At 32.3% G+C, this 24077-nt stretch carries 24 protein-coding genes and 1 pseudogene; 3 read left to right on the top strand and 22 right to left on the bottom strand.

Features of this window, described 5'->3' with window-relative positions:
* Nucleotides 1-21: 21 nt before the first annotated feature.
* The 19 genes and pseudogenes from ssp1_RS06430 to ssp1_RS06340 all read right to left on the bottom strand — a co-directional run bounded on the left by ssp1_RS06430 (nt 22) and on the right by ssp1_RS06340 (nt 18753).
* Nucleotides 22-1317: a dihydrolipoamide acetyltransferase family protein gene (locus tag ssp1_RS06430; protein WP_075777832.1), complete on the bottom strand. Its 1296-nt coding sequence runs from the start codon at nt 1315-1317 to the stop codon at nt 22-24.
* Nucleotides 1318-1329: 12 nt separating this feature from the next.
* Nucleotides 1330-2313: an alpha-ketoacid dehydrogenase subunit beta gene (locus ssp1_RS06425; protein ID WP_002451919.1), complete on the bottom strand. Its 984-nt coding sequence runs from the start codon at nt 2311-2313 to the stop codon at nt 1330-1332.
* A complete protein-coding gene (locus ssp1_RS06420) occupies nt 2306-3307 on the bottom strand; it encodes a thiamine pyrophosphate-dependent dehydrogenase E1 component subunit alpha (protein ID WP_075777830.1) in 1002 nt (333 codons plus the stop codon). Before ssp1_RS06420 ends, ssp1_RS06425 begins: the two co-directional genes overlap by 8 nt.
* A 15-nt stretch (nt 3308-3322) precedes the next feature.
* Entirely contained in the window at nt 3323-4750 is a 1428-nt protein-coding gene (gene lpdA, locus ssp1_RS06415) for a dihydrolipoyl dehydrogenase (RefSeq protein WP_075777829.1), read from the bottom strand.
* A 273-nt stretch (nt 4751-5023) separates the two neighbouring features.
* Nucleotides 5024-6700: a DNA repair protein RecN gene (recN, locus tag ssp1_RS06410; protein ID WP_118828155.1), complete on the bottom strand. Its 1677-nt coding sequence runs from the start codon at nt 6698-6700 to the stop codon at nt 5024-5026.
* A gap of 15 nt (nt 6701-6715) precedes the next feature.
* Nucleotides 6716-7168, bottom strand: coding sequence for a transcriptional regulator AhrC/ArgR (gene ahrC, locus ssp1_RS06405; RefSeq protein ID WP_002451915.1), 453 nt, complete (start codon nt 7166-7168; stop codon nt 6716-6718).
* 301 nt (nt 7169-7469) lie between these two features.
* On the bottom strand, nt 7470-8351 hold the full coding sequence (locus ssp1_RS06400; protein ID WP_075777827.1) for a polyprenyl synthetase family protein: 882 nt from the start codon (nt 8349-8351) through the stop codon (nt 7470-7472).
* Nucleotides 8329-8559 carry an exodeoxyribonuclease VII small subunit gene (locus ssp1_RS06395; protein WP_002451913.1) on the bottom strand — a complete coding sequence of 77 codons (231 nt, stop codon included), beginning with the start codon at nt 8557-8559 and terminating at the stop codon, nt 8329-8331. Before ssp1_RS06395 ends, ssp1_RS06400 begins: the two co-directional genes overlap by 23 nt.
* Complete coding sequence (gene xseA, locus ssp1_RS06390; protein WP_002451912.1) at nt 8552-9889, bottom strand: exodeoxyribonuclease VII large subunit; 1338 nt, start codon at nt 9887-9889, stop codon at nt 8552-8554. Before xseA ends, ssp1_RS06395 begins: the two co-directional genes overlap by 8 nt.
* A gap of 18 nt (nt 9890-9907) precedes the next feature.
* On the bottom strand, nt 9908-10294 hold the full coding sequence (gene nusB, locus ssp1_RS06385) for a transcription antitermination factor NusB (RefSeq protein WP_002451911.1): 387 nt from the start codon (nt 10292-10294) through the stop codon (nt 9908-9910).
* Nucleotides 10295-10392: 98 nt separating this feature from the next.
* A complete protein-coding gene (locus ssp1_RS06380) occupies nt 10393-10755 on the bottom strand; it encodes an Asp23/Gls24 family envelope stress response protein (RefSeq protein WP_002451910.1) in 363 nt (120 codons plus the stop codon).
* Nucleotides 10756-10767: 12 nt separating this feature from the next.
* Nucleotides 10768-12126 (bottom strand): acetyl-CoA carboxylase biotin carboxylase subunit, encoded by a 1359-nt coding sequence (gene accC, locus ssp1_RS06375; protein WP_002451909.1) that lies wholly within the window; start codon nt 12124-12126, stop codon nt 10768-10770.
* Nucleotides 12126-12596 carry an acetyl-CoA carboxylase biotin carboxyl carrier protein gene (gene accB / locus ssp1_RS06370; protein ID WP_002451908.1) on the bottom strand — a complete coding sequence of 157 codons (471 nt, stop codon included), beginning with the start codon at nt 12594-12596 and terminating at the stop codon, nt 12126-12128. The genes accC and accB overlap by 1 nt, the downstream gene beginning before the upstream one ends.
* A 228-nt stretch (nt 12597-12824) precedes the next feature.
* Nucleotides 12825-13961 (bottom strand): annotated as a pseudogene (locus ssp1_RS06365) (acetylornithine transaminase).
* Nucleotides 13958-14701, bottom strand: a complete 744-nt coding sequence (gene argB, locus ssp1_RS06360) for an acetylglutamate kinase (protein ID WP_002451906.1) — start codon at nt 14699-14701, stop codon at nt 13958-13960. Before argB ends, ssp1_RS06365 begins: the two are co-directional and overlap by 4 nt.
* Before the next feature lie 10 nt (nt 14702-14711).
* Nucleotides 14712-15905, bottom strand: a complete 1194-nt coding sequence (gene argJ, locus ssp1_RS06355) for a bifunctional ornithine acetyltransferase/N-acetylglutamate synthase (protein WP_075777823.1) — start codon at nt 15903-15905, stop codon at nt 14712-14714.
* Between the two features lie 13 nt (nt 15906-15918).
* Nucleotides 15919-16941 carry an N-acetyl-gamma-glutamyl-phosphate reductase gene (gene argC, locus ssp1_RS06350; protein WP_075777822.1) on the bottom strand — a complete coding sequence of 341 codons (1023 nt, stop codon included), beginning with the start codon at nt 16939-16941 and terminating at the stop codon, nt 15919-15921.
* Between the two features lie 167 nt (nt 16942-17108).
* Nucleotides 17109-17666, bottom strand: a complete 558-nt coding sequence (efp, locus tag ssp1_RS06345) for an elongation factor P (protein ID WP_002451903.1) — start codon at nt 17664-17666, stop codon at nt 17109-17111.
* A 25-nt stretch (nt 17667-17691) separates the two neighbouring features.
* Nucleotides 17692-18753, bottom strand: coding sequence for a M24 family metallopeptidase (locus ssp1_RS06340; protein ID WP_049425444.1), 1062 nt, complete (start codon nt 18751-18753; stop codon nt 17692-17694).
* A gap of 108 nt (nt 18754-18861) precedes the next feature.
* Here ssp1_RS06340 and ssp1_RS06335 point away from each other — a divergent pair, with 108 nt between their 5' ends.
* Complete coding sequence (locus ssp1_RS06335; RefSeq protein WP_002451901.1) at nt 18862-19440, top strand: hypothetical protein; 579 nt, start codon at nt 18862-18864, stop codon at nt 19438-19440.
* A gap of 16 nt (nt 19441-19456) precedes the next feature.
* On the top strand, nt 19457-19666 hold the full coding sequence (locus ssp1_RS06330) for an SA1362 family protein (protein WP_002451900.1): 210 nt from the start codon (nt 19457-19459) through the stop codon (nt 19664-19666).
* Between the two features lie 78 nt (nt 19667-19744).
* Here ssp1_RS06330 and ssp1_RS06325 read toward each other — a convergent pair whose 3' ends face one another.
* Nucleotides 19745-20575 carry a lipoate--protein ligase family protein gene (locus ssp1_RS06325; RefSeq protein ID WP_002451899.1) on the bottom strand — a complete coding sequence of 277 codons (831 nt, stop codon included), beginning with the start codon at nt 20573-20575 and terminating at the stop codon, nt 19745-19747.
* Nucleotides 20576-20737: 162 nt separating this feature from the next.
* On the opposite strand from ssp1_RS06325, the gene ssp1_RS06320 reads away from it, so the two are divergent.
* Nucleotides 20738-21124 (top strand): rhodanese-like domain-containing protein, encoded by a 387-nt coding sequence (locus ssp1_RS06320; RefSeq protein ID WP_002451898.1) that lies wholly within the window; start codon nt 20738-20740, stop codon nt 21122-21124.
* A gap of 139 nt (nt 21125-21263) precedes the next feature.
* On the opposite strand, the gene gcvPB is transcribed toward ssp1_RS06320, so the two are convergent.
* Both gcvPB and gcvPA read right to left on the bottom strand, forming a co-directional pair.
* On the bottom strand, nt 21264-22736 hold the full coding sequence (gene gcvPB, locus ssp1_RS06315) for an aminomethyl-transferring glycine dehydrogenase subunit GcvPB (RefSeq protein ID WP_002451897.1): 1473 nt from the start codon (nt 22734-22736) through the stop codon (nt 21264-21266).
* Nucleotides 22726-24075, bottom strand: a complete 1350-nt coding sequence (gene gcvPA, locus ssp1_RS06310; protein ID WP_107536283.1) for an aminomethyl-transferring glycine dehydrogenase subunit GcvPA — start codon at nt 24073-24075, stop codon at nt 22726-22728. Before gcvPA ends, gcvPB begins: the two co-directional genes overlap by 11 nt.
* Between the last annotated feature and the right edge of the window lie 2 nt (nt 24076-24077).

Below are 24077 nucleotides of genomic sequence, written 5' to 3'. Positions count from 1 at the left end.
GTCTATGAATAAAAAGTGTAATTAATATATATTAGTGTTCTCTACTGTGTATTGTTCTACGCGTTGTTTTATATGATTCATGAATTGGCCAGTTTGTAACCCATCTAAGATACGGTGGTCGATGGATATACAGAGATTAACCATACTTCGTATCGCTATCATATCATCGATAACTACAGGTTTTTTAACAACTGATTCAACTTGTAAAATAGCTGCTTGTGGATGGTTAATGATACCCATTGAAGATACAGAACCAAATGAACCTGTATTATTTACAGTAAATGTGCCACCTTGCATATCCTCTTGAGTTAATTGATTGTTTCTTGCTTTTTGAGCAAGTTCATTAATCTCACGAGCGATACCTTTAATTGATTTTTCATCAGCATGCTTAATGACTGGCACATACAATTTATTTTCATGTGCAACTGCAATGGAAATATTGATATCTTTATGAATGATAATTTCACTGCCATTCCAACTACTATTTAACATTGGGTAAGCTTTTAAAGCTTCTGCGACTGCTTTAACAAAGAAAGCAAAGAATGTAAGGTTATAGCCTTCATTATTTTTAAAACTATTTTTATGATAGTTTCTAGTTTTAACTAAATTAGTAGCGTCAGCTTCAATCATCATCCAACCGTGTGGTATTTCAGTAGCGCTTGTTACCATGTTATTGGCAATCGCTTTTCGCACACCATTAACAGGTATCGTACTTTGGTCACCGGTCCATTGATGTTGTGCATCGTTTGACTCAGTTGTTACTTGTGGTTGAGCATTAGCAGATGATTGTGACGTGTTAGTCTGTGTTGGATGTGAATCTGCTGCATTGATAAATGCTAAGATATCTTTTTTAGTTACCCTGCCTTCGAATCCAGTTCCTGGAACTTGTGATAAATCAATTTGATTTTCAGAAGCTAATTTAAATACTACAGGTGAAAAACGACCATTATTTTTAGGCTGAGTCTCATTTTGAAGTTGAGTAGTATGTTGATCTTTTTTGGATGTCTCTTCTTTTACATTCTGCTTTTGAGCGTTTGACGCATTTTGTTTATCGTCATTTGAATTTATTTCTGAAGAGTTTTCTTCAGGTGAATCAATTTTACAAATAACTGTATCGATTTCTACAGTTTCGCCTTCACTTACAGTTAATTCTGTAATCGTACCTGAAACGGTAGATGGTACTTCAGCCGTTACTTTATCTGTAATTACTTCACATAGTGGATCATATTCATCGACATGGTCACCTACAGATACTAGCCATTGCTCAATTGTACCTTCATGAACACTCTCGCCTAATTTTGGCATTTTAATATCCAATGTAAAGCCTCCTTAAAATTCTGCGAGTTCACGCATTTTTGCCTGTATTTTCTCAGGGTTCATCATTAATTCATTTTCTAAAACTGGTGAGAATGGCATTGAAGGAACATCAGCACCAGCTAAGCGCATAATCGGTGCATCTAATTCGAATAAGCAGTTTTCAGCGATAATAGCGGATACTTCTGACATAATGCTACCTTCTAAATTATCTTCAGTAACTAATAACACTTTTCCTGTCTTTTTAGCACGTTCGATAATAGTATCTTTATCTAACGGATAAACAGTTCTTAAGTCAACTACTTCAACGTTGATACCATCTTCTGCAAGAATATCAGCAACTTGTAGACAATAATTAACCATCAATCCATAACAAAATACTGTTATGTCATCGCCTTGACGTTTCACATCAGCTTTACCTAATGGAACTGTGTAGTAATCTTCTGGTACTTCTTCTTTTAAGAAGCGATATGCTTTTTTATGTTCAAAGTAAAGCACTGGATCGTTAGATTCTATTGAAGATAAAAGTAATCCTTTAGCGTCATATGGTGATGATGGAATAACAATCGTTAATCCCGGTGTTGAAGCAAAGATACTTTCAATACTTTGTGAATGATATAAGCCACCATGCACGCCACCACCAAATGGTGCTCTAATTGTAATTGGACATTGCCAATCGTTATTAGAACGATAACGCATTTTGGCTGCTTCACTAATAATCTGATTTGTCGCTGGTAAAATAAAATCTGCGAATTGTATTTCGGCAATAGGACGTTTGCCTAACATAGCTGCACCTATTGCAGTACCGACTATATTTGATTCAGCTAACGGTGTATCAATGACGCGTTCTTTACCATATTTACTTTGTAAACCTAAAGTAGCACCAAATACGCCACCTTTTTTACCAACGTCTTCACCAAGAATAAAAGTATTTTGGTCTTTTTCCATTGCTAAGTCTTGTGCTTGGCGAATGGCATCTAAGTAAGATAGCTTAGTCATGATTGATACTCCCTTCTTCTTCATAAACATAGGCATAAGCTTCTTCGACTGAAGGATATGGTGCTTCTTCTGCAGCTTTTGTAGCATGATTAATGATATCTTTATGTTCTTGTTCTATTTCAGTTAACCAAGCATCGTCAATGATACCTAAATCCAACAAATGATTTTTAAAGCGGATATTACAATCAGCTTCTTTTAAGCCGTCACGTTCTTCTTGCGTTCTATATTTATCATCATCGTCTGATGAATGTGCTGTCATACGAGTTGTGATTGCTTCAATTAACGTAGCACCTTCTCCATTAAGTGCTCTCTTTCTTGATTCTTTCATAGCTTTATACATTGCGATTGGATCATTACCATCAACTTGAACACCTTCCATGCCATAACCAATGGCACGATCTGATAAATTTTTAGCTGCATATTGTAATGAATCTGGTACTGAAATCGCATATTTATTATTAATAATGACACACACAAAAGGTAATTGATGTACGCCAGCAAAGTTCAAACCTTCATGAAAGTCTCCTTGGTTAGAACTACCTTCACCAACTGTTGCAGTAGCGATATTGGGCTTTTTATCCATTTTTAATGCTAATGCTGCACCAACTGAATGTGGAATTTGAGTTGCTACTGGAGAACTTTGGGATAAAATACCCTTTTCTCTATGACTATAATGAGATGGCATTTGTTTACCACCTGAGTTAATATCGTCCCTTTTACCAAAAGAAGCTAACATAGTATCGAGAGGCGTCATACCCATGTATGTTACAAAAGCTAAATCTCTATAATATGGAGATGAAATATCACCTTGTTCCATAGCATAGGCCATACCTATTTGAGTTGCTTCTTGACCTTGACCACTGACAACAAAAGGAATTTTACCGGCTCTATTGAGCAACCAAAGTCTTTCGTCTAATTTACGTCCAAGATCCATCCATTTATACATATTTTTTAGGTCTTCTTCTGTAAGGCCTGCTGACTTATAGTCAATCATGTTATTTCCTCCTATTTAAACGTGAATTGCTCGATTTTCAATTTTTAGGCCAAGTTCCATCAATACTTCAGAAAGAGATGGATGAGCATGAGTAGTTAAACCTAATTCTAATGATGAGCCATTCATAAATTGTAATAATGATACTTCATTGATTAATTCAGTTACGTGTGGGCCAATCATATTGATTCCAATGATTTCATCTTGATCTTGATCAACAATCACTTCACAAAAGCCATTTTGAGGGCCAGTAGATTCTATCATTGCTTTACCAATTGCTTTAAATGAAACTTTATAATTTTTAGCATTGATATTGTCCTGCTTAGCTTGTTCTAAGTTTTTACCTATTGAAGCTATTTCTGGATAAGTATAAATACATTTGGGCATTAAATTATAATTGATAGGTATTGGTGATTCGTCAAACATATGTTCAACTGCTGTGATACCTTCTTTTGAACCTACATGTGCTAACTGCAATTTACCAATACAATCACCTGCGGCATATATATGCTTATCTTCTGTTTGTTGGTATTGATTAGTGATAATATGACCTGATTGAGTCGTTTTCACTTTTGTATTTTGTAATCCTATATCAGACGTATTTGGTTTACGGCCGACTGATAACAAAATTTTATCTACAACGATTTGTTGATCATTGATATGAAGCGTTGCACCATTATTATCTTTGTTAACCTTTACACTTTGATCATCTAAGACAACATTTTCGAAGAATTTTGTTCCGCGATTTTCTAATTCTCGTTTAATTGTTTTGGCAATTTGAGTACTTTCATTTGGTAGAATGCGTTCATTAGCTTCAATAACAGTCACAGCAACACCTAAATTCGTTAAATATGAAGTGAATTCTAAACCAATGACACCACCGCCAATAATTGCGATACTATCTGGCAATATATCCATATTTAAAATATCATCACTAGATAAAATGACGTTATGATCAAATTTTAAAAATGGTAAAGATTGTGGCACAGAACCAGTAGCTATAAGTACGAATTGATTTGGAATCATTTCGTTTTCTCCATCTTCAAATTCTACCGATATCGTACCACTTTGTGGAGAAAATATAGATTCTCCTAGTATGCGCCCAGTACCGTTAAATACATCAATGTGATTCTGTTTCATTAAATGCTGAACACCTTGATACATTTGATTAACGATTTCATCTTTTCTTTCTAAAATGCGCTCATAATTCAAATTATACTCTGGAACATCAATACCAAATTGTTTCGCATTCTTTATAGTATGGACTACTTCTGCAGATTTTAATAATGATTTGGTAGGAATACATCCTTTATGTAAACACGTACCTCCTAATAGCGATCTTTCGACAATAGCAACTGTTTTGCCTAATTGTGAAGCACGTATTGCCGCTACATATCCTGCAGTACCTCCACCTAATACAACTAAATCATATTGCTTTTCAGACATATGCTTACTCCTAACTATATGTATAGAGAACATTAATAAAACTATGTTTATTAAAAATTCTCTGATAATTAAAGGTTATCTTTCTTTTCATCTTCAAAATTAATCAATACTATAATATTTTACATCAGTTAAAACATTTTCGAAATTCTAAATACTTCATTTTTTTGTATAAAAAGTGACTATTCAATACAACTGGAAAATTTACAGACTAACGAAACATCATTACTTAAGTATTAATTATTAATGATGTTTTACTTAATTTAAATTAATACATTATTTCCTTTGATTCTGAGTTATCATTTCTTTTGCATTCTCTCTCGTTAAATCTGTAACACTAGCGCCAGAAATCATACGAGCTACTTCATCAATTCGATCATCATTTTCAAGTTCTTTAACTTGTGTTGTTGTTCGGTCTTCTGTTGTATGTTTAGAAATAAGTAAATGATGATCACTCATTGTAGCAACTTGAGGTAAATGTGAGATACATATTACTTGAATATATTCAGCTATATCACGCATTTTCTCAGCCATTTTTTGAGCTGCTTGACCTGAAACGCCTGAATCAACTTCATCGAATAATATAGCTGTTTGTCCTCTAGATTGAACAAATATACTTTTTAATGCGAGCATGATTCTAGATAGTTCCCCGCCTGAAGCTATTTTATTTAAGCTTTTTAGAGGTTCACCTTTATTTGGGCTAATTAAAAATTCTACAAATTCAATACCTTCAATATTCGGTTCATCAAGTGGTTTAAATGAAATTTCTAAATTGGCATCTTTCATTTGTAAATTTTGTATTTCTGATACAATATGGTCTCTTAATTCTCTAGCAACTTTCCGTCTTTTTTCTGATAATGATTTACCTACTTTAATTACTTGTTGGTATAAATCGTTAATCTCTTCACGTAGATGTGATGTACTTTGTTCATAGTTTTCAATTTTATTGATTTCATTTTCAAGTTTGCCTTGATATGCAATCAACTCGGAAACATCCTTACCATATTTACGTTTTAAGTTATTAAGCAAGTTCATACGTGATTCAAGTTCATTAAGGACTTGTTCATCAAATTCAGTATTAGTCATTTCATCATAAAGTTCGTGTTTGGCATCTTCTAACGTATAGTAAAACTGATCTACTTCTTCTTTTAATGTTACATATTTATCAGGAACAATATCATTAATTTCATTTAAGAAATTGCTTAGTTCATAGAGTCGATCAGTAATTGCATTTTCATCTGTTAAAGTCAAATGTGCATTATTTAAAGCTAAACTTAGTTTTTCTGAGTTTTGAATTCTTTTAATATCTGATTCTAGTTGGTCGACTTCTCCCTCTTTTAAAGATGCTTCTGTCAATTCTTCTAATTGAAACTTCATTAAATCTAGTCTTTGTAGCAATGCTTGGTCAGCAGATTCTAATTCTTCGAGTTCTTTGCGTTTAGATTTATATTGATTAAAGACCTCGTGATATTGTGATAAAAGATCACTATATTGCTCACCAGCGTAATTATCGAGTAATTGTAAATGATATTTTTGTTTAAGTAATGATTGTGTTTCATGTTGCCCGTGGATATCTAAAAGTTCCTGCATTACTTTTCTTAAATCTTGTAATGTAATAGTTTGATTATTAATTCGACAGATACTTTTGCCAGAACTAAAAATTTCTCTTTTAACTAATAAAAAGTCTTCGTCGATATCAATATTTAAATCTTGCAACACATGTATTGCATCTTTGCTATTATCAATATCGAATATACCTTCAATAATTGCTTTTTTCTCACCATGTCTAACATAATCTGATGACGCTCGCATACCGATAAGTTGTCCAATAGCATCGATAATGATTGATTTACCTGAACCTGTTTCACCACTTAAAACAGTTAAACCATCTGAAAATTGAATTTCTAATTCATCGATGATTGCAAATTGTTTTATTGATAAGGTTTGTAACATAAATTCATCGCATCCTTATAATAAATTGAAAATTCTTGTTTTGATTTCTTCACTCGCTTCATCATTTCGACAAATAATAAGGCAAGTATCATCACCACAAATTGTTCCTAACACTTCTTCCCAATCAATTTGGTCTAATATTGCACCTATGGATTGTGCATTACCTGGTAATGTTTTTAATACTAGTAGATTACCTGTACCTTCAATATTTACAAATGAATCCATCAAATATCTACCGAGTTTTTCAAGAGGATGATATTTACGATCATTAGGTAAACTATAAACATATTGGCCTGATGCGGCTGGTACTTTTATTAGTTGTAATTCTTTAATATCACGAGAGACAGTCGCCTGTGTCACATTTAATTCATATTCATTCAAACGTTTAACTAATTCATCTTGTGTTTCAATTTGTTCATTCGATATAATTTCTCTAATTTTTATATGTCTTACCGATTTTTTTGGCAAAATTAACACCTCTAGTTACGAATATTTATACAGTTATTTTAACATATGCATTTAGTTACTACTACTCATCACCCTTTTGAATAAGGATATAAAGTACGTTGAATAACTGCTAATATAGTTTTCTATGAATAATATATTACAAATAAATTAATCGTACTTTATATGCATTTTAATGATATTGATGAATATTTATTGTATAACAGCTTAGAATTTAATTTTGAACATAAAACGAGGTTAACAAAAATTGAATGTAATTTCTGTTAACCTCTATCATATGAGTAATATTGTAAAATAAATAAAATTAATGATCACGATGATAGAATAAATCTACAATGTCTCTTAAATTTGTAGTTTCATATTGATCACTTATGTTATCTAAACATTTGAGTGCTTCATTACGATGATAATTTAATTTATTCTCCGCACCGTCTTTATTCAATATAGAGACATAAGTACTTTTATCATTCTCTAAATCACTACCCACTTTTTTACCAAGCTTTTGTTCGTCACCATATATATCTAATAAATCGTCTTTAATTTGGAACATTAATCCAAGATGGTCACTAAATTCATTTAACATTGAAGATGTATGTTCATCAGTGTCGGCAATGTCAACTGCACTCATAATTGCAAAAGTAAGTAATGCACCTGTTTTTGTTCTATGAATAGATTCTAACGTTGAAATATCTATCTTTTTATCTTCACTCTGCATATCTAGTGTTTGTCCACCAACCATACCCAGATGTCCGCTAGCATATGCTAATCTTTGTAAGACTTTAACCTTTTTAGCATCACATAAAGCTGAATCGTAAGACACGAGTTCAAAGGCTTTAGTTAAAAGTGCATCACCAGCTAAAATGGCTTTCCATTCACCATATACTTTGTGGTTAGTTAGCTTGCCTCTGCGATAATCATCGTTATCCATGGCTGGAAGATCATCATGTATAAGTGAATATGTATGAATCATTTCTAAGGCCAAGGCGCTTTGCATGCCTTGACGATAATCTTCATTTAACATATCTAAAGTAAGTAGCAATAATACAGGTCTAATTCTTTTTCCACCTGCATTAAGAGAATAAAGCATACTTTCTTCTAAATTTGTATTTAGCGTAGACTCTGGTATTGATTTCTTAAGAGCGTCATTAATTTCATTAATTAAATCATTCATTTGTAGTTTCATCATTATCCTGTTCCTCAGCTTCTTCTTGCATTAATTTATTTACCTTTTTCTCGGCATCTTTTAATGTTGAATCGCATGCTGTAGATAATTTCATTCCTCGTTGATATAAATCTAGAGATTCTTCTAATGATACGGTTTCATTATCTAATTTTTGTACAATGCTCTCAAGCTCTTGCATCATTTCTTCAAAGCTTTGTTTTTCTTTACTCATCATTACACCTTACTTTCTTAACAATGGCATCGATTTGACCATCTTTCATAGTTAAAACAATTTCATCATTTTCCGACATGTCTTTTGTACTTGTGACAACGTTATCTTCTTTGTTTACAATTGCGTATCCACGTAACATTGTATTGGTTGGGCTTAATTGATTCAGTTGTTCAATTTTTGATTTTAGTGCATTTTTGTATTGTGATAAATCGTTATTTATCTTTTGAGTTAGGCGTGATTTAAGTTGGCCATTCTGTTGTTGATTTCTAATAATAGAAGATTCGAGATGCTTTGGATTAAATCTTTGTTTCAAAATACTTAATTGATGTTGTTGCTGTTCTAACTTACTAGTCAACTTTTGATTTAATTGCTTTTCAAGATCATCTCTTTTTTGAATTTGCTGATCATATAATAGAGATGGTTGCTTAAATTTGTAATACGAAGATAGATGTTCAAGATGCTTTTTATGTTGTTCCACATATTGCTTGATATGTCTAGTTAATGTGAATTGATATTGCTTAATTTGCTGTAATAATTCATATTGATCTGGCGTTGCCATCACTGCTGCTTGCGTTGGTGTAGCTGCTCTTACGTCAGCCACAAAATCACTTAATGTAAAATCGGTTTCGTGACCAACTGCTGATATAATTGGCGTTTGACATTCGAAAATGGCTTTAACAACTTCTTCTTCATTAAAGTTCCATAAATCTTCAATTGATCCTCCACCGCGTCCAACAATAATGGTATCTACATCTAATTGATCTGCATATTTAATCTTTTCTATAATGTCAGCTTTGGCTTGTTGTCCTTGCACCAATGTACTAATTTGTATTTGTTCAACAAGGGGATAGCGACTATTAATTGTTGAATGTATATCTCTGATTGCTGCACCTGTACTAGCAGTAAGGACAGCAATTTTTTTTGGAAAACGAGGTATAGTTTTTTTATTACTATTATCAAAATAACCTTCTTTTGAAAGCTTTTTCTTTAATTCTTCCAATTTTTGATAGAGATTACCTATACCATCGAGTTGCATCTTATTTACATATATTTGATAGTTTCCTCTGCGCTCATATACAGATACACGTGCCTCTAATAGTACTTCATCCCCCTCTTTAGGTTCGAAGTTGAGTTTAGAAGCACTACCTTTAAACATCATTGCACTAATTACACTTTCTTTATCTTTTACATTAAAGTATAAATGACCACTTGAATGTTTTTTAAAGTTAGATAATTCTCCTTTTATAAGAACGGACTGTAAATGTGGATCTTGATCAAATTTATATTTAATATATTTAGTTAATGTGGAAACTGTTAAGTAATCAGTCATATATATCACTCAATTTTATTAGTTTATGTTACTCAGTACGCCATTGATGAATTTATAATGATCATCATCGCTAAATTGTTTAGCTAACTCAACGGCTTCGTTTATGACTACTTTAGATGGTGTATCACTGTGCAATATTTCAAAAGTTGCCATGCGTAAGATGATACGGTCTGTTTTTAATAATCTTTCGAGTGACCAATCTTTGAGATATGGTTTGATTTTTTCATCTAATACAGGTTCGTGATCTTTAACACCAGTCACTAACCAATTAATGAAATCAAAGTCTAAATCTGGATAGTCATCTTTAATAAAGTTAATTGCTTCTTTGATAGTTAAATCAGTGTCTTTAATTTCTAATTGAAATAAAGTTTGAAAAGCTTGGACTCTTGATTCTTTACGACTCATAAATAACTCCTTCAAACGTTTTTATAAAAGATTAGGTACTATTGAGATGTGCTTTTAATGATGATATCTCTAAATTAGTACCTAACTTAATTTATTATTTATTTTTCTACTACAATTTGGGTAATGTGAACATTAATTTGCTTTGGTTCAATTGCTGCCATTGTAGAAATTTGATTGAAAATAGCAGATTGAATTTGATTCGCTGTTTTAGAAATATTAATGCCGTGTTTTAAAGCACAATAAACATCGATATAAATACCATCTTCTCGAGCTTCAATTTTTAAATCTCTATTTAAATTTTTACGACTAATTTTTTCTAAGTTAGTATTTTTTAATTCTGCAAAATGTCCTGTAATGCCATCTACTTCTGAGGTAGCAATACTAGCAATAACAGATAAAACTTCTGGAGCAATTTCGATTTTGCCTAAATTTGTGTGAGAATAATCCGCAACATTGACCATTGTTTTAACCTCCTATTGGTTGTCATCAGCCATAATATTATATTTTTCTAAGAATTTAGTATTAAATTCACCACTTCTGAAGATATCATTTGTTAATAATTTTAAATGGAATGGAATCGTAGTATCTATTCCTAAAACTAAATATTCACTTAACGCTCTGATACCTGTCATGATTGCTTCATCTCTTGTCGACTCATGCACGATAAGTTTAGCAACCATCGAATCATAATATGGCGGAATTGTATAATTAGTATAACATGCAGATTCAATTCTGACTCCGAATCCACCTGGTGCTAAATATTGAGTGATTTTACCAGGAGATGGCATGAAATCTTTGTATGGATTCTCGGCGTTAATTCTAAATTCAATCGCATGTCCGTTAATTTTGATATCTTTTTGTTTAAATGGTAATGCCTCACCCATTGCGACTTTTAATTGTAATTTGACTAAGTCTACACCTGTAACCATTTCAGTAACAGGATGCTCAACTTGAATGCGGGTATTCATTTCCATGAAGTAGAACTGATCATCATTTAAATCATAAATAAATTCTATTGTTCCAGCATTTTCATAGTTTACAGCTTTAGCAGCTCTAATTGCTGCATTACCCATTTCTTGACGTGTTTCTTCAGATAAAATTGGTGAAGGTGCTTCTTCTACTAATTTTTGCATACGTCTTTGAATTGTACAGTCACGTTCACCTAAATGAATCACATTGCCATAACTGTCACCGATGATTTGAATTTCGATATGACGGAAATTTTCAATGAATTTTTCTAAATATAATCCACCATTACCAAATGCAGTTTCCGCTTCTTGTTGTGTCATTCGGTACCCCGTTTCAAGTTCTTTCTCATCTCGAGCTACACGTATACCTTTACCCCCACCACCAGCAGTGGCTTTAATAATGACAGGGTAACCAATTTTTTTAGCGACCTTTTTCGCATCGTCAATATTATGAACTAAACCTTCACTACCTGGAACAACAGGAACATTGGCTTTGATCATTTCCGCTTTAGCGACATCTTTAATACCCATTTTTTGAATAGATTCATGGCTAGGTCCGATAAATTTTAATTGGCATGCTTCACATAATTCAGCAAAGTCACCATTTTCAGCTAAGAAACCGTAACCTGGGTGGACACCATCGCATCCTGTTGATGTAGCAATTGATAAGATATTAGGGATATTTAAATATGAATCTTTAGACAGAGTTGGACCAACGCAATATGCTTCATCAGCAATTTGAGTATGTAAGGCGTCTTTGTCTCCTTCTGAATAAATAGCAACTGTTTGAATACCTAGCTCGTGGCAAGCTCTTATGATTCTAACTGCGATTTCACCACGATTTGCGATAAGTACTTTTTTCATTATTTCACCTTAAATAACGGTTGGCCATACTCTACCATTTGTCCGTCTTCTACTAATATTTCAACAATTTCACCTGAGATTTCTGCTTGGATTTCATTAAATAGTTTCATTGCTTCTAAAATACAAACAGTTGTGTCATTTGAGACTTTATCTCCAACTTGTACGTAAGCACCTTCTTCTGGTGATGGTGATTTGTAAAATGTACCAACCATTGGTGCATTAATTGTTTCATAATTGTCTGCCACTTCTTCTTGTGCTTGCGCATTATCACTGACTTGTGGTGCAGATTGAGCAACTTGAGGTTGAGCAATAGATGGTGCCGGTTGTTGTGCCACTTGTGGTGTAATAATTTCAGTTTCTTTTTCTTTTTTTAAGTTAACAACGCTACCTTTATTATCTTCAATGTTAATTTCTGTTAAGTTTGATTGATCAAGAATCTCTATTAATTCTTTTATTTCTTTAAAGTTCATAATTATTACTGACTCCTTCAGTTTGTTTTCATCTACCCGTCTATTTTACTTGAGACAACCTTTCAATTCAAGCATGATAAGATATCCTATATTTTGAAATGGACTTGTTGGCTTAAAATCATAGTATCAGGAGATAAACTAAGTCATGGCGTAATAGTCTAAATAACTAATTTAAAATAATAAACGTGATGACATGATAGTACATCATATCATCACGTTAGAGTTAAATTATGATTCGTTAAATATGTCTCTCAATACCCTTATAGCACGATTAATTTCTTGTGAACTAATGGTTAGTGGTGGCAATAATCGTATGACATTTTGACCGGCAGTTAAAATAATTAAACCACGTTCACGTGCTTTGACTACAAGTTGCGATAAGTCTAAATCAGTTTCAATACCGATCATTAATCCTTTACCACGTATGTCAATGATATGAGGATTGTCTACTAATGCATTATTTAATTTGAAGAATAACTCTTCTGATTTTTTTGAAACATGATTTAAAAAATGAGCTTTATTGATAATTTCTAATGTGGCTTTTGCAGCTGTCATTGCAAGTTTGTTTCCGCCAAATGTAGACCCATGACTACCATAATCAAAGACATGCGATAGACGTCTCTTACCTAACATAGCGCCTACAGGAACGCCATTAGCAAGACCTTTTGCAGAAGTGACAATATCCGGCTCAATATCATAATGTTCGAAAGCGAAACATTTACCTGTTCTTCCAATGCCAGTTTGAACTTCATCAACGATTAATAAAATGTCATGTGCATGACACAGTTGACTTAATTGTTTGATAAAGGATGATTTAGCGACGTGAATGCCAGATTCTCCTTGAATAAGTTCAAGCATGATAGCTGCTGTATCTTTAGTAATTAGTGATTTCACACTATTGATGTCATTAAATTTTGCATAACTAAAGTGAGGAACTACATCTCCAAAGCCTGCTTTTATTTTTCCTTGACCTGTAGCAGACATTGCACCATATGTTCTGCCATGAAATGATTAGTCAAAACATATAATTGATTGTTTGCCCGTATATTTACGTGCTAATTTAATAGCCGCCTCATTTGCTTCAGCACCGCTATTACAGAAATATACACAATAGTCATATTGACGTACTAATAATTGAGCCACATCTTCTTGTAGCGTATTTAAATATAAATTGGGAGTATGCCAAATTTGAGCAACCTGTTTCTCTAATTGTTCTTTAACGTATGGATGAAAACCTAAATTTGTTACACCGATGCCCGAAGAAAAATCGAGATATTTATTACCGTTTGTATCCAATAACTCATTTAATTCCGCTTTAACGAATTCGACATTTGCTCTTTTGTAATTTTGAAATAAGTAACTCATTTGATGTTCCCTTCTATGATTGTTCCTGTTAATAAATTATCTCCAATAATAACTTCTTGAACGCCGGACTTAACTGTTGATACGGCACTATTAATTTTAGGTATCATACCACCAGTAATAATATGGTTGTCGATTTTAGATTGCACGTGGTTAATATTTAATCTTTTTATCAAAGTTCCATGTTCTATCACACCTTTAACATCAGTCATTAATATTAATTTACGTGCTTTCATAGCGATAGCAATTGCTGTTGCTAAATGGTCGGCATTGATATTAATTAATTCACCATCTTGATGTGTACCGATAGAACTTATAACAGGAATCATATTTTGAATTAAATAATTTTGAATTGCATTTACGTTTACTTGTATATTTTTACCTACAGAGCCATAGTGTTGATAGTTCAAATAATCCGCTTGAATGATTGATAATTGATCTTCTCTTAATTGCTTCACATTTAAATTCGCTGCTTTTAAATCACTTGTTAATTTTTGACCGACATGATTAAACAAGGCATCTTTAATAATTGGTAAATCTTCCTTAGCAGTTACTCTCAATCCATCTTTTTTAACTGTAGGGTGATTCGCTTTCATCAATAGTGATTCAATAACATTACCGCCACCATGAACGATAATAATTTGATCATTTTGTTTAATCCAATTCTTTATCTGCATTATAGTGTTTTTACTTAAATGCTTTATGGCTATACCGCCCATTTTAATTACAATAATTTGATTCATTTTGTTACCTCTATGTTGTATATAATGCATTAATTTTTACGTAATCATAAGTTAAATCACAACCCCATGCAGTACCTGATTTATTACCTTGATGCATATTAATGTTGATATGAATGTCTTTATTTTTTAATTTATTGCGCATAGTTTCAGCATCAAAAGTGATTGGTGTTGAGCCAATCATGACGGGGATGTCTTCTATTAAGATATCAACGTTATTAATATCAAAGTTAGATTGGGTAAAACCAATAGCTGCGAATATACGTCCCCAATTAGGATCTTCTCCATATATGGCTGATTTTACTAAATTTGAACCAACAACTGTCTTGGCTATCATTCTTGCAGATTTTTCATTTGGCATTTTATCTACTGTCACTTCAATTAATTTTGTAGCGCCTTCTCCATCTTTGGCAATTTGTATCGCTAGTGAACGCATAACATGTTCTAACATATTGCAAAATGTTTTGAATTCTTTAGTGTTTGGTAAAATTTCTTTATTATTAGCTACACCATTTGATAAAACTAGTACTAAATCATTAGTAGATGTATCCCCATCGATAGTAATTTGATTAAATGTTTTATCAATGTTAGTTTTTAGTGCTTCTTGTAAAGTTTCCGTAGAAATATTAGCATCACATGTAATAAAAGCTAGCATTGTAGCCATATTAGGATGTATCATACCTGAACCTTTGGCAACACCTGCCATGGTTACAGTTGTCTGGCCAAATTTTTCAGTTACGACACATGTTTTTGTATTTAAATTAGTAGTTAAGATTGCTTTTGCAAAATAATTCGCATTACCATCTTTGTTTAACTGTTGAATACCTTTTTTAATTTTAGACATTGGTAAACGTTGACCAATAATTCCTGTAGAAGCAACACAAATGAAATCTTGATTGATACCTAGCGTTTCTGATACTTGTTGTTGCATTGAAATGGCATCTTCCATACCCTTCTGTCCTGTACAAGCATTGGCTATGCCTGAGTTGGCAATCACGGCTTGAATTTTTCCAGTAGTTTGTATTGTTCTTTTATTTAAAATTAAAGGTGCTGCTTTGACTTTATTAGTAGTTTGAACATAAGCAACGCTTGATGGGCATTCTGACACAATCCATCCTAGATCTAATTTTCTTTTTTTAATTCCTACATGTATTCCATCTGCAGTGAAACCTTTTGGGCTTGCAATATTTCCTGTAATTTCTTTCATTTTATACTCCTCACTACACTAATGGAGGTACACTGCAAAGTCCTTCGGTTTCATCAAAACCAAACATAAGATTGATATTTTGTAGTGCTTGTCCAGAAGCGCCCTTGATTAAATTATCTAGTACTACCATAACCGTTAAAATATTTGTTTTATCATTATATTTAAATCCAATATTCACATAATTTGTTCCAACAACTTCATTTAATTGTGGCATGGTTCTTAGTATACGTATAAAAGGTTTATTCTTATAAATTAACTCATATGTTTCGGTAATCTGTTGAGCAAAAGTTGAACTTTTCAGTTTACAGTAAATTGTTGCTACAATGCCTCTATTTACAGGTATTAAAGAAGTAGAAAATTGAATATTCTGTAAATTGTGATCGTAGTGTTTTAACATTTGTATAATTTCAGGAATATGTTGATGTTCGTTTAATTTATAAGTTAAATAATTGTTATTTATATTTACAAAGTGACTAGCTGTTGTAGGATTTTTTCCAGCACCTGACAAGCCACTTTTAGCATCAATGATAATTGAGTCTAGTTGGATTAATTTGTTTTGTAACAAAGGAATAAGTGCCAGTTCAACTGCAGTTGCACAACATCCTGGGTTTGAAATAAATCGATGGTTCGAAGATGTAGTAAATTCTGGCAAACAATAGGTGAACTGTTTTTGAATATCGTTATTAACAGGTTCTTTTTTGTACCATAATTTATATTCATCTGAAGGTAATCTATGATCACCTGAAATATCGACAACTGGAAAATTTGAATTAACAAATTTTGATGATAATTGACTAGCAATGCCGCTTGGCGTTGCGAATACAACTAGGTCGCTATGTTTCATAATTTCATCTGCATCAAATGGTTGTACAATCAAATCGCATATACCTTTTAAATGTGGATATAATTCTGAAATTGATTTACCAACTGATTGAGTGGCATGTATAGATGATACCTCAATATGAGGATGATGATGTATAAGGCGTAGTAGCTCTAGCCCGGAATATCCAGTGATTCCTACAATACTTATGCGCATACTTAAACCTCTTTTCGTATTTTTATACAATTTTATATTATAAAATACGAAAAATCAAGTGCACAATATAATGATTGACTAGATACTTCTCAAATTCTTTGCATAAAAAAATACATAACTAACGTTGTCGTAAGTTATGTATTTATTGTTAAATTATTTTTTCTAAATTAACCTCTAGAAATGTAACTTCCATCACTAGTGTTGATAACAAGAATGTCACCTTCGTTTACAAATAAAGGTACATTAAGTGTGTAACCTGTTTCAACAGTAGCTGATTTAGTAGCGCCTGTTGCAGTATCACCTTTGATACCTGGCTCAGTTTCAGTTACTTGTAATTCTACTGTTTTTGGTAATTCTAATCCAATTACTTCTCCATCATATGATTGAATTTGTACTTCCATGTTGGCTTTTAAGTAATTTAATTCATCTTTTAAGTAGTCGCCTGGTAATTCTGTTTGGTCAAATGTTTCATTATCCATGAATACATGATTATCACCATCAGCGTATAAGTATTGCATGCGACGATTTTCAATCATTGCTTGTTCTACTTTTTCACCAGCTCTAAATGTTTTTTCTTGGATAGCACCCGTTCTTAAGTTACGTAGTTTTGAACGTACGAAAGCAGATCCTTTACCTGGTTTTACATGTTGGAAATCAATTACTTTCCAAATGCCATTATCTACAGAAATTGTTAAACCTGTTTTAAAATCATTTACTGAAATCATTCAGTTTCCTCCTCAATATACACGCTTATTTTAAAATAATAAGGTCTTTTGTGCATTTAGTAAAGACTTCACAACCATTTTCTGTCATCAAGATATCATCTTCAATTCGAACGCCACCTAAACCATCAACATATATACCTGGTTCAATAGTGACGCAATTATTTACTCGAAGTTGACCAGATGCATTTTTAGATAGTAATGGACCTTCGTGTATGTCTAAACCAATACCATGACCTAATGAATGGCCAAATTCCTCACCATATCCATGTGCTTCAATAAAATCTCGGGAAAGTGCATCAGCTTCTTTTACTGTCATACCCGGTTTGATTTCATTGAGCGCTTTTTGTTGTGCTTTTAATACTATATCATAAATTTCTTTCATTTTAGGATTTGGTTCACCTATTGCAAAAGTTCTTGTGATATCTGAACAATAACCTTTATAGTATGCACCAAAATCTAATGTAACCATATCACCTTGCTCAATAATTTTATCACTTGCAACACCGTGTGGTAAAGCGCCTCGATGACCAGATGCTACTATTGTATCAAAAGATGGTCCATCTGCACCTAAATGTAACATTTTACTTTCTAGTTCGGCTTTTACTTCGCGTTCAGTCATACCTGCTTTCACAATTGATAAAATATAATCATAGGTTTCATCAACAATTTGAGCTGCTTTTTTGATTATTTCAATTTCTGTATTTGATTTTACTTCTCTGATTTTTTCAATAGCATCAGAAATACTGATTAATGTGATCATGCCTTTACTTAATTCTATATAAGTATCATAACTTACTTTATGACCTTCAAATCCTACGTTACTTAAGCCCTCTTCTTTTAATATTGATTTTATTTCAGATATTAAATCAGATTTTCTATTTATAATCTCAAACTCTGAAGCTTGTTCTTTTGCTTGTTCGATGTATCTAAAGTCTGTAATTAAATATTGATGGTTTGGAGTAATAATTAAAGCACCACTTGTACCTGTGAATTCAGATAAATATCTTCTATTAAAATCTGAAAGAATAACAACTGCGTCTAGCTTTTTTTGTTGTAAAAGTTGGTGTACTTGTTCTAATTTGTTCATAGAATCCCCTCCGAATCTTGTTTAACGTTTGTACATTTTATATGAATACATTAAAATGATAGCATAATCAATAAATAATATAATAGTTTTTAGTTTAGGGAGATAATCATGAAGAGATATATAATCGTGATTGGCGCATCTTGTTTATTAGCTGGTTGTGGTAGTCAAAATCTTGCACCACTCGAAGATAAAACTACAAAACTAAGAGATGACAATCATCAATTAAAATTAGACATTCAACAATTAAATCAAGACATTAGTAATCAAAAGTCGACGATTGCAGGATTACAAAAAGATAAAGAGAATGGCAAACAAACAGCAGATAATAAGAAAAAAGAGAAAAATTTAAAGGCGAGTTCTACGTATTATGACAAAGTAGCAAGTGCAGTTGATAAGTATAATGACATTAAACCTGATGTAACTAAAAATAAAGGTAGTCAATCTATCCAAAAGAAATTATCGACGATAACTTCTGATTTAGATGATGCATATAATACGTATAATTCTGATATCGATGAAGATTCGATGACTAGTGAAGATAAACAAACTAAAAAAAATATTAGCAGTTTAAATAAAGATATTACTGCTGCCTTTGATAAAATTGAGACAGGATATCAAGAAAAAGATAAAAAGAAAATTGATAAAGGACAGCAAAAATTATCTACTATACAAACAGATGCAAATTAGAATTAGGTGAATTTCAATGAAAAATATTTGGTTTTATATTGTGTTAGCTATTGCAGCATTTGGTTTAATTATGAATTTAGATGTGTTTCTATTTTCAATCGTTAGAATGTTGATTAGCTTTGCAATTTTAGTATTAATCATATATCTTATATATTATTTCTTCTTCCTAACAGAAGAACAGCGTAAATATAAAAGAGCACAACGTAAGTATCGTAAACGTAAATAATAATCAAATTAAAATAAAGCAGTAGTCATCTTTATCAAATTGATATGAATGACTACTGCTTTTTGTTTTAATTAAATATCATTTTCTATAAGTCCAGTCATCTGAACGGAATTTTTCTTCCAATGCTTTGACTTCTTCTAACTGTGCATCAGTTAAAGTTAATGGTTTAAATTCAATCTGTAATCCCTTTTTGAATCCATCTTCGAAAGCTTTTTCCATCTCATTCAAAGTAATATGTTGTTCTGAAATGTCATTGATAGCTACTGCTTTGTCTACAAATGCTTCTTTCATTTTAGCTTTTAAGCGATCATGCTTGAAAATGAACAAATCAAATAGTTCATCGATATCTATATCTTGTAAAATAGAACCATGTTGAAGAATGACCCCTTTTTGACGTGTTTGAGCACTACCTGCTATTTTACGGCCTTCGACAACAAGTTCATACCAACTTGGTGCATCAAAACATACAGAACTACGTGGTTGCTTTAACTTCTCTCTTTCTTCTTTCGAACGAGGAACAGCAAAATAAGTATCGAAACCTAAGTTTTTGAATCCTTCCAATAACCCTTGTGAAATAACTCTATAAGCTTCTGTAATCGTCGATGGCATTTTAGGATGTGATTCAGGTACTATAACACTATAAGTCAACTCTTTATCATGTAATACGCCTCTACCACCAGTTTGACGTCTTACTAGTCCATAGCCCTTTTCCTTCACTTTTTCGATATCAATTTCTTTAGTTAATCGTTGAAAGTAGCCAATTGATAATGTCGCTGGGTCCCAAGTGTAGAAACGAATGACAGGATCAATTTCACCTCTAGATACGAAATTAAGTAATGCTTCATCCATTGCCATATTATAATATGGATCGTGACTACCAGTATTAATAAAGTTCCATGTTTCTGTCATGATTAAAATCCCCCATTAATGTATGCTTAGTAACAAAATTTGCTATTTTGCTTATTAATTTTGAATAAATTATTAAAACATCTGTGATATCATAAAAATATTTTGATAATTTGTTCTAACAGTCTTATAATTATAATATCGGTAAATTAGGGAGGATGCAACATGAGTATCTCTTTGTATATTGCAATTATTATATTAGTTATAATAATTGGTTATATGGTCGTTCAACAAATTCTTAATAAACGAGCTGTCACAGAATTAGACCAAAATGATTTTCACAAAGGCTTACGTAAAGCACAAGTGGTTGATGTTAGAGAAAAAGTTGACTATGATTATGGTCACATCAATGGCGCACGAAATATTCCAATTACTATGTTTAAACAAAGATTCCAAGGTCTAAGAAAAGACCAACCCATTTATCTTTGTGATGCAAATGGTATTGCAAGTTATCGTGCTGCTCGTATGTTAAGAAAAAATGGCTATACAGATCTTTATATGCTTAAAGGCGGCTATAAAAAATGGACTGGTAAAATCAAGTCCAAAAAATAGTTAGGTTAGCCTAGATTAATGTTTATGTATTATGAGTGAAATGTTTAAGACAAATAAATGTCTTATTCTTTTCACTCATTTTTTTATGAAAAAACATTCCTCTACAGTTAAATGAGTAGAGGAATGTTTTGATTGTGTATTATTTTTCAGCATGTAAGTTTTCAAATTTAAGAATTGGTTTTCTTGCTGCTGTCGTTTCATCTAATCTGTCGATAATAGTAGTATGAGGTGCTTCGAGTACTTTATCTGGATCATCTTTCGCCTCATTAGCAATTTGAATTAACGTATCAGCAAAATGATCTAAAGTTTCTTTAGATTCTGTTTCAGTAGGTTCAATCATCATACCTTCTTCAACATTTAATGGGAAGTAAATTGTAGGTGGATGTACACCAAAATCTAATAAACGTTTAGCCATATCTAAAGTTCTTACCCCATATTGCTTTTGTTTAATTCCACTTAAGACAAATTCATGTTTACAGTATTGTTTATATGGAATTTCAAAATGATCTGTTAATCGTGCTTTAAGATAATTAGCATTTAATACTGCCGCTTCAGAAACTTCTTTTAATCCTTGAGCACCCATTGTTCTAATATAAGTATATGCTCTTAAATAGATGCCAAAGTTACCGTAAAATGGTTTTACTCGTCCAATTGAGTTTTTAATATCATTATCATATTTAAAATAATCATTTTCTTTTATAACCATTGGTTTAGGTAAGTAACTAGCTAATTCTTTAACAACACCGACAGGACCTGAACCTGGGCCGCCTCCACCATGTGGGCCAGTAAATGTTTTATGAAGATTTAAATGGACAGCATCGAAGCCCATATCACCAGGACGAACTTTATCCATGATAGCATTTAGGTTTGCACCATCGTAGTATAATAGTCCTCCTGCTTCATGAACAATTTCTCTGATTTCCATAATATTCTTTTCAAAAATACCTAAAGTATTTGGGTTTGTTAACATGATAGCTGCAGTATTTTCATTAACAACACGTTTTAAGTCATCAATATCTACTTCGCCACGTTCATTTGATTTAACAGTTACAGATTTAAAGCCAGCAAATGATGCTGAAGCAGGGTTTGTACCATGTGCTGAGTCAGGAACAATAACTTCATCACGATGTCCCTCTCCATTATTTTGATGATACGCTTTGAAAATCATTAATGCAGTCCATTCACCGTGTGCACCAGCAGCTGGTTGAAGCGTCACTTCATCCATACCTGTAATTTCTTTAAGTTCTTCTTGTAAATTATATATAATTTCAAGAGAACCTTGGATTTGATTTTCATCTTGTAATGGGTGTGCTTCACTAAAGCCAGGAATTCTTGCAACTTTTTCATTAATTTTAGGATTGTATTTCATAGTACATGATCCTAATGGATAGAATCCTGAGTCTACACCAAAGTTTTTATTAGATAATTCAGTATAGTGACGAACTAAATCTAATTCTGCTACTTCAGGAAATTCAGCTTTTTCTTTTCTAATAAATTTATCATCTAAAATTGATTCAAATGATTTATTGTTAATATCGCTTTGCGGTAAAGAATAGGCATATCTTCCTTCTTTAGATCTTTCAAAAATAAGTGGGCTTGATTTACTTACCATTAATTTCACCAGCTTTCTTAACAAATGTATCAATCTCATCTTTTGTTCTTAACTCAGTAACAGCTATTAGCATATGATTTTCAAACTCATTAGAAACAGCACTTAAATCGAAGCCACCAATAATATCTTCTTGAGCTAATGCTTTATTAACTTCACTGATTGATTGATTAAATTCAACAACGAATTCATTAAATGATGTACCTTCTAAGACATTGAATCCAGCTTCTTTAAATGCTTTTTTAGCATAATTTGCATGTTCAAAGTTTTGCACAGCAATATCATAAACACCTTGTTTACCTAAAGCAGACATTGCGATTGATGAAGCTAATGCATTTAGAGCTTGGTTAGAGCAAATATTTGAAGTTGCTTTATCGCGGCGAATATGTTGTTCACGTGCTTGTAACGTGAGAACGAATCCTCTGTTTCCTTCATTATCTTGTGTTTGACCAACTAGTCTGCCTGGTACTTTACGCATTAATTTTTTAGTCGTTGCAAAATAACCGCAGTGCGGTCCACCGAATTGTGCTGGGATACCGAATGGTTGTGTGTCACCTACTACAATATCAGCTCCAAATGAACCAGGAGGTGTTAATAAACCTAATGCTAATGGATTTGCATACACGATAAATAATGCTTTTTTACCTTCAATAAAGCTTTGAATTTTTTCTAGATCTTCAATTGAACCAAAGAAGTTAGGATATTGCACGGCAACTGCTGCAGTATCATCATCTACAGCTTGTTCTAATTTTTCTAAATCAGTAATCGTACCGTCTAAATCAATTTCTACAACTTCGAATTCTTCACGCGTTTTAGCGTATGTGTTTAATACTTGTAATGCTTGATAATGTAATCCTTTTGATACAACTATTTTATTTTTCTTTGTATGACTGTATGCTAAAATACAAGCTTCTGCAAAACTAGTCATACCATCATACATTGATGAATTTGCTACATCCATATTAGTTAGTTCGCAAATTAATGTTTGGAACTCAAAAATGGCTTGCAATTCCCCTTGAGAAATCTCAGGTTGATATGGTGTATAAGCAGTGTAAAATTCAGATCTAGAGATCATTGCATCTACAACTGATGGTGCATAATGATCATAAACGCCCGCACCTAGGAAAGAAGTATGTGTTTCTTTAGTAATATTTTTACTTGCTACTTTGTTTAGTCGTTTTAGTAAAGTAGTTTCTGCTTCGCCACTAGCTATTCCTAAATCTCTATTTAATAAAATATCAGAAGGTACATCTCCAAATAATTCATTAATGGATTTAGCACCAATAGTGTCTAACATGTCTTGCTTATCTTGATCAGTTAACGGAATATAACGATGACTCAACT

Source organism: Staphylococcus sp. M0911, from assembly GCF_003491325.1.
Lineage (GTDB): Bacteria > Bacillota > Bacilli > Staphylococcales > Staphylococcaceae > Staphylococcus > Staphylococcus warneri_A.
Note: the sequence above shows the minus strand (reverse complement) of the source record. Positions and strands in the feature narration are given on the sequence as shown.

Bases quoted from the DNA above. Each gene is read 5' to 3' on its own strand.
- ssp1_RS06425 (WP_002451919.1), bottom strand. From the start codon at position 2,313: ATGACTAAGCTATCTTACTTAGATGCCATTCGCCAAGCACAAGACTTA.
- ssp1_RS06420 (WP_075777830.1), bottom strand. From the start codon at position 3,307: ATGATTGACTATAAGTCAGCAGGCCTTACAGAAGAAGACCTAAAAAAT.
- lpdA (WP_075777829.1), bottom strand. From the start codon at position 4,750: ATGTCTGAAAAGCAATATGATTTAGTTGTATTAGGTGGAGGTACTGCA.
- recN (WP_118828155.1), bottom strand. From the start codon at position 6,700: ATGTTACAAACCTTATCAATAAAACAATTTGCAATCATCGATGAATTA.
- ssp1_RS06400 (WP_075777827.1), bottom strand. From the start codon at position 8,351: ATGATGAAACTACAAATGAATGATTTAATTAATGAAATTAATGACGCT.
- ssp1_RS06395 (WP_002451913.1), bottom strand. From the start codon at position 8,559: ATGAGTAAAGAAAAACAAAGCTTTGAAGAAATGATGCAAGAGCTTGAG.
- xseA (WP_002451912.1), bottom strand. From the start codon at position 9,889: ATGACTGATTACTTAACAGTTTCCACATTAACTAAATATATTAAATAT.
- nusB (WP_002451911.1), bottom strand. From the start codon at position 10,294: ATGAGTCGTAAAGAATCAAGAGTCCAAGCTTTTCAAACTTTATTTCAA.
- ssp1_RS06380 (WP_002451910.1), bottom strand. From the start codon at position 10,755: ATGGTCAATGTTGCGGATTATTCTCACACAAATTTAGGCAAAATCGAA.
- accC (WP_002451909.1), bottom strand. From the start codon at position 12,126: ATGAAAAAAGTACTTATCGCAAATCGTGGTGAAATCGCAGTTAGAATC.
- accB (WP_002451908.1), bottom strand. From the start codon at position 12,596: ATGAACTTTAAAGAAATAAAAGAATTAATAGAGATTCTTGATCAATCA.
- argB (WP_002451906.1), bottom strand. From the start codon at position 14,701: ATGAATCAAATTATTGTAATTAAAATGGGCGGTATAGCCATAAAGCAT.
- argJ (WP_075777823.1), bottom strand. From the start codon at position 15,905: ATGAAAGAAATTACAGGAAATATTGCAAGCCCAAAAGGTTTCACTGCA.
- argC (WP_075777822.1), bottom strand. From the start codon at position 16,941: ATGCGCATAAGTATTGTAGGAATCACTGGATATTCCGGGCTAGAGCTA.
- efp (WP_002451903.1), bottom strand. From the start codon at position 17,666: ATGATTTCAGTAAATGATTTTAAAACAGGTTTAACAATTTCTGTAGAT.
- ssp1_RS06340 (WP_049425444.1), bottom strand. From the start codon at position 18,753: ATGAACAAATTAGAACAAGTACACCAACTTTTACAACAAAAAAAGCTA.
- ssp1_RS06335 (WP_002451901.1), top strand. From the start codon at position 18,862: ATGAAGAGATATATAATCGTGATTGGCGCATCTTGTTTATTAGCTGGT.
- ssp1_RS06330 (WP_002451900.1), top strand. From the start codon at position 19,457: ATGAAAAATATTTGGTTTTATATTGTGTTAGCTATTGCAGCATTTGGT.
- ssp1_RS06325 (WP_002451899.1), bottom strand. From the start codon at position 20,575: ATGACAGAAACATGGAACTTTATTAATACTGGTAGTCACGATCCATAT.
- ssp1_RS06320 (WP_002451898.1), top strand. From the start codon at position 20,738: ATGAGTATCTCTTTGTATATTGCAATTATTATATTAGTTATAATAATT.
- gcvPB (WP_002451897.1), bottom strand. From the start codon at position 22,736: ATGGTAAGTAAATCAAGCCCACTTATTTTTGAAAGATCTAAAGAAGGA.